The following is a 4,680-nucleotide window of genomic DNA, read 5'->3' on the forward strand; positions in this document are numbered from 1 at the left end:
ACTATGGGTAATATTTTTGCATCTTACTGCATCAAAGGAGAATTTAAAGCATCAACTACTAAAAGCGGTATTGAATACATGATGTGGTTGGCAGATTGGTATCCAAAAAATTGCGCAGGTAAAGGAATTGGATTTTTCCAAGTTGGTGGAGGAATTGCAGGAGATTTCCCTATTTGTGTTGTACCAATGTTATATCAAGACATGGAAATGCATGATGTACCATTTTGGAGTTATTTCTGTCAGATTTCAGATTCAACTACAAGTTATGGATCATATTCTGGAGCCGTTCCAAATGAAAAAATTACTTGGGGTAAATTAGATGTTGATACACCAAAATTTATTGTAGAATCAGACGCAACTATAGTGACACCTCTAATCTTTGCCTATATCTTGGGTTGGTAATAAGAAAAAAAAAGTTTTAAAAAAATTTAAATTTTAAAATTACAATATTAAATTTGACAATTAAAATTGATTAAGGCAAACAAAAAATGAAAAGAGTAATTGTAGAGTACGCAAAATTAACAAACGAGATTTTAAACTTATTGGTTGAAAAATTTCCTGATGGATATGATGATTCGGATATTATTCGATTCAAAAATGCTAAAAATGAGACTATTGAAGCTGTTGAAGTAAAAACAGAAGATACTATTTATCTAGTAAAAGTTAGCATGAAATTAGCCGACAGAATTGAAAATTTTGATGAAGAAGAAGACTTTATTACGCCAGAAGTAAGTATAGATGCCATTAAAGATTTAGGTATTGAAGATGACGAGGATGAGGAAGAGGAAGAAAAAATTGAATTGGACGATGAAGAAGATGCCGATGGAAATAAAATAAAATCAGATTCAGATGATGATGACGATGAAGAATAGAAAATAAAGGCATAAAAAAATCCCGTTTAGTAATTAAACGGGATTTTTTTATAATTCTAACTATTACATTTCTTTAAAAATCGTATGCATCAAACGTTTTTTATCGTTAATGCTTTCTTCTAATGAAATCATAGTTTCGGTTCTGTAAACCCCATCAATATCATCAATTTGAAAAATAATGTCTTTTGCATTTGCAGTATCTTTAGCTCTAATTTTACAGAAAATATTAAATTTTCCAGTAGTTACAGATGCTACAGTTACAAACGGAATCTCATTAATACGTTCTAAAACAAATTTTGTTTGAGACGTACTATTTAAAAATATACCTACATAAGCTATGAATGAATAGCCCAATTTCTCATAATCTAAAGTTAATGAAGAACCTTGAATAATACCCGCATCTTCCATCTTTTTTACTCTAACGTGCACCGTACCAGCAGATATTAATAATTTTTTAGCAATATCTGTAAAAGGGATTCTAGTATTGTCAATTAACATATCTAAAATCTGGTGATCTACTTCATCTAATCTAAACTTACTCATAATCAATCTGTTTTTATCTTTTATATACTAAACTTTTATAATGTCGCCAATTTTAGGAAAGTTTCGATTTTCATATTCATACAATTTATTTTCAAAATCAATGGTTTGATGTGCAAAAAAAGTGTCTAAATTTTCAATCTGAATAATTTCAGGAATAAATACTATATCATTACCCTTTAAAACTTCCTTATATTGAACTGCAAATTTAATATTTTTTTCTACATTATTATCATTAATTTTCACATTTTTAAAAATAAAATCATAAAAACATTTATTATTTTGATAAATATTCAAATAATTATCCAAATCGTTGCTAACTATATCGTTTTCGTTAATAAATGAAATTGCAGCTTTTATAGCGATAAAAACAAGTTTTCTAACCTCGTCTCTATTATAGTCATTGGTATAATGTCCCGCTTCAAATAAAATAGTAGGAAATCCCCTACTCGTAAAATAATCTCCTGTACAATTTATATTAAAGGAATCATCAAATCTTCCTACTTGATTAGGAATATATTTCTGTAATTCGTTATTAATATCAACAATTACAGCGGCAGCTTTTTCTCGAACCGAATTTAATGTACGTGCTTCGTTATAGGATGCCGTTAGAAACGACATCGTTGCAGGTTTCTGACTCTCAACTAATCCAAATATAGTGCGTTGGTCGTGTAGATTAAAACAATAATCAGGAGTAAACGTTTCTAAGACTTTTCGCAATACCTTGCTTTCAGGTTGTGTGCATTCAAAAGCATCTCTGTTTAAATCTACGCCATTGGCATTTTCTCTTGTATAAGCTGCTGCGCCGTCTGGATTTAATATCGGTATAATATAAAAAGTAACTAATTTTGAAAGGGTTTCAAACTCATTTTCGTTATGATGTAAAAAGTTTAAATAATCAATCAGACCTTTTGTTGTAGTACTTTCATTCCCGTGCATTTGCGACCAAATCAAAATCTTAACCTTTCCTTCTCCAAATTGAATTGCTTTTATAGGTTGCTGTTTTACAGAAAACCCAACGGTTGAAATCTTAAAAGTAGAAGGCAAGGTTTCTAAAAAAGAATCTAAATGAGTAGCTGTTACGTATCTTCCTTGAATCGATTCGTACAGATATTCGGTGGCTAATTGTAAATTATCTTTCATATTACAAATGTAAATATATTTCATTTTACATTTGTAAACAACAAAAACTACCAAATGAAACTGAAATAGGCAATTTTTTTCAGGTTAAATTTTACAAGTGTAAACATATATTAAAACATTAATTTAAATTACTTAATTTCAGTTACTTAAATACTATTATATAAACTATATATTTGTATAATTAATCGTTATTTATACTTAAATTAACGGTATGGTACTGTATTTTAATAAAAATATGTTACATTTGTAAACAATATTTTTATTTTAATTCGGATGATAAATACAGACCACTTCGTAAAACGATTAGAAACCATTTTTGAATATTATGGATTAACAGCCTCACTTTTTGCAGATAAAATTAATGTACAACGATCAAGTATCTCTCACCTACTTTCTGGGAGAAACAAACCGAGTTTAGATTTTATATTAAAAGTAATTGAAAATTTTCCTGAAGTAGAATTATTGTGGTTGCTAAATGGAAAAGGAAGTTTTCCAAAAGGAGAAATGGGTTCTAATGAAAAATTAACTGTTTCGTCTGAAGAAAAAACAGAACAAGAAATTGATTTGTTTTCTCAAAAAACTACCCTATTTGAAACTCTTCCTGAAAAAAAATCAAATACGCCAAAAATTGAAACCGAAGTCAAACCGATACATTCGGAGTCAAAAATAGAACGAATTGTAGTGTTTTATAACGATGGAACGTTTAAGAATTACACGCCTTAACGGGTATAACTATAAGCAGGTACTTTTCCTTTGATATTTGTAAATAAAGATTCTAAGTAAAATGAATCTTTCTCAAAATCGTTAGTTATTGTGAAAGCATCAAAAACAATTACTTGTTTGTTTTCATAATCAAACGCAATAGGAATTATTGGCACATTTGCTTTTTGAGCGATATAATAATACCCAGATTTCCATTGTGTTACCTTTTTTCTAGTGCCTTCTGGAGACAACGACAAACGCAAGACGTCTTTTGTATCAAATATTTTAGCAATGGCTTCTACCTTATTTTCTGACTTATTTCTATTTAGAGGAATGCCGCCCATCCATTTTAAATAACCGCCTAACGGAAAACGAAACAATTCTTGTTTGGCTAAAAAATTAATTTCTACAGGATAGGTTCCTCTGAAAAAAACACCAATAAAAAAATCAAACCAACTGGTGTGAGGCACTACAATTAGTACGCATTTTTTTATAGAGGCGTCAAAATCACCCTTGACTTTCCAGCCCATTATTTTAAAAAACAGTAGTCTATATAGAGAATGTTTCATTCTTTTACATTTTGAGAAAAAGCAAAAATAAAGTATATTTACGTAATTTATATGATGATGTTTAAAAAAATACTCAGCTACTTCTATCCTATCACAATTTATAAGGAAACTTCAATGATTAGCAAGTCAATTGAAGTGACTTTATATAATGGAAAAATGCTACTAAACACCAAAAACACCAATTATTCTTTCGGAAGTTTGCAGTCAATATTAAAAAAAGGACTTTTAGAAATTGGTGCAGCTGAAATAAATAGAATGGAATCGATATTAATTTTGGGTGTGGCAGGCGGAAGCGTTGTGCAAACGTTGGTTAATGACTTTTCGTTTTCCAAAAAAATTACTGGCATAGAATTGGATTCAGAAATTATACATATTGCCAATTCGTATTTCGGTTTAGATAAAATTAGCAATTTTAAATGTTTTATTCAAGATGCAGAACAATTTGTAAAAACAGATAAAAACCAATACGATTTACTAATTATTGATATTTTTAAAGATACCGATATGCCTGAGTTTTTATTTCAAGAAAGCTTCATTACTAATTGTAAACAATTACTTAATAAAAACGGGTATATCTTATTTAATACGATGCATTTATATAAAAATAATCTTTCAAAAACAGAAGCCTATCTGTCGCATTTTGATTCAAATTTATACGAAACAAAAGTGCTAAAGAACATTGAAAAATATAATGATGTAATTTTAATTAAAAGTATATAAAATTTCAACCCATACAATATGAAACATTTTTTAAGAAAACTATTATTGGGAAATATTACCAAAACAGACAAGCCGCTTTTAAAAGTAAATCCCATTCGAAAGCGCATAGTAAATATCCAATCCATTTGGAATAA

General features: G+C 28.9%; 7 protein-coding genes. 4 read left to right on the top strand and 3 right to left on the bottom strand.

What is annotated here, in order from left to right; translation table 11 throughout:
• Both ABWO04_RS09795 and ABWO04_RS09800 read left to right on the top strand, forming a co-directional pair.
• Positions 1-402: deoxyhypusine synthase family protein (locus ABWO04_RS09795; protein WP_353079533.1), on the top strand; the 402-nt coding region annotated here is incomplete at its 5' end.
• Between the two features lie 86 nt (positions 403-488).
• Positions 489-872, top strand: a complete 384-nt coding sequence (locus ABWO04_RS09800; protein WP_353079534.1) for a DNA primase — start codon at positions 489-491, stop codon at positions 870-872.
• Positions 873-935: 63 nt separating this feature from the next.
• Here the strand turns inward: ABWO04_RS09800 and ABWO04_RS09805 are convergent, their stop codons facing one another.
• Entirely contained in the window at positions 936-1,415 is a 480-nt protein-coding gene (locus tag ABWO04_RS09805; RefSeq protein WP_353079535.1) for an Lrp/AsnC family transcriptional regulator, read from the bottom strand.
• 27 nt (positions 1,416-1,442) lie between these two features.
• Positions 1,443-2,579, bottom strand: coding sequence for a M14 family metallopeptidase (locus ABWO04_RS09810; RefSeq protein ID WP_353079536.1), 1,137 nt, complete (start codon positions 2,577-2,579; stop codon positions 1,443-1,445).
• A 249-nt stretch (positions 2,580-2,828) separates the two neighbouring features.
• On the opposite strand from ABWO04_RS09810, the gene ABWO04_RS09815 reads away from it, so the two are divergent.
• Positions 2,829-3,278: a helix-turn-helix domain-containing protein gene (locus ABWO04_RS09815; RefSeq protein ID WP_353079537.1), complete on the top strand. Its 450-nt coding sequence runs from the start codon at positions 2,829-2,831 to the stop codon at positions 3,276-3,278.
• Here ABWO04_RS09815 and ABWO04_RS09820 read toward each other — a convergent pair.
• Positions 3,275-3,826: a 1-acyl-sn-glycerol-3-phosphate acyltransferase gene (locus ABWO04_RS09820; RefSeq protein WP_353079538.1), complete on the bottom strand. Its 552-nt coding sequence runs from the start codon at positions 3,824-3,826 to the stop codon at positions 3,275-3,277. The genes ABWO04_RS09815 and ABWO04_RS09820 overlap by 4 nt on opposite strands.
• A 114-nt stretch (positions 3,827-3,940) precedes the next feature.
• Between ABWO04_RS09820 and ABWO04_RS09825 the strand changes: the two genes are divergently transcribed.
• Positions 3,941-4,546, top strand: coding sequence for a spermidine synthase (locus ABWO04_RS09825; protein WP_353079539.1), 606 nt, complete (start codon positions 3,941-3,943; stop codon positions 4,544-4,546).
• Positions 4,547-4,680 lie beyond the last annotated feature (134 nt).

The organism is Flavobacterium sp. (assembly GCF_040382755.1).
Taxonomy (GTDB): Bacteria; Bacteroidota; Bacteroidia; order Flavobacteriales; family Flavobacteriaceae; genus Flavobacterium.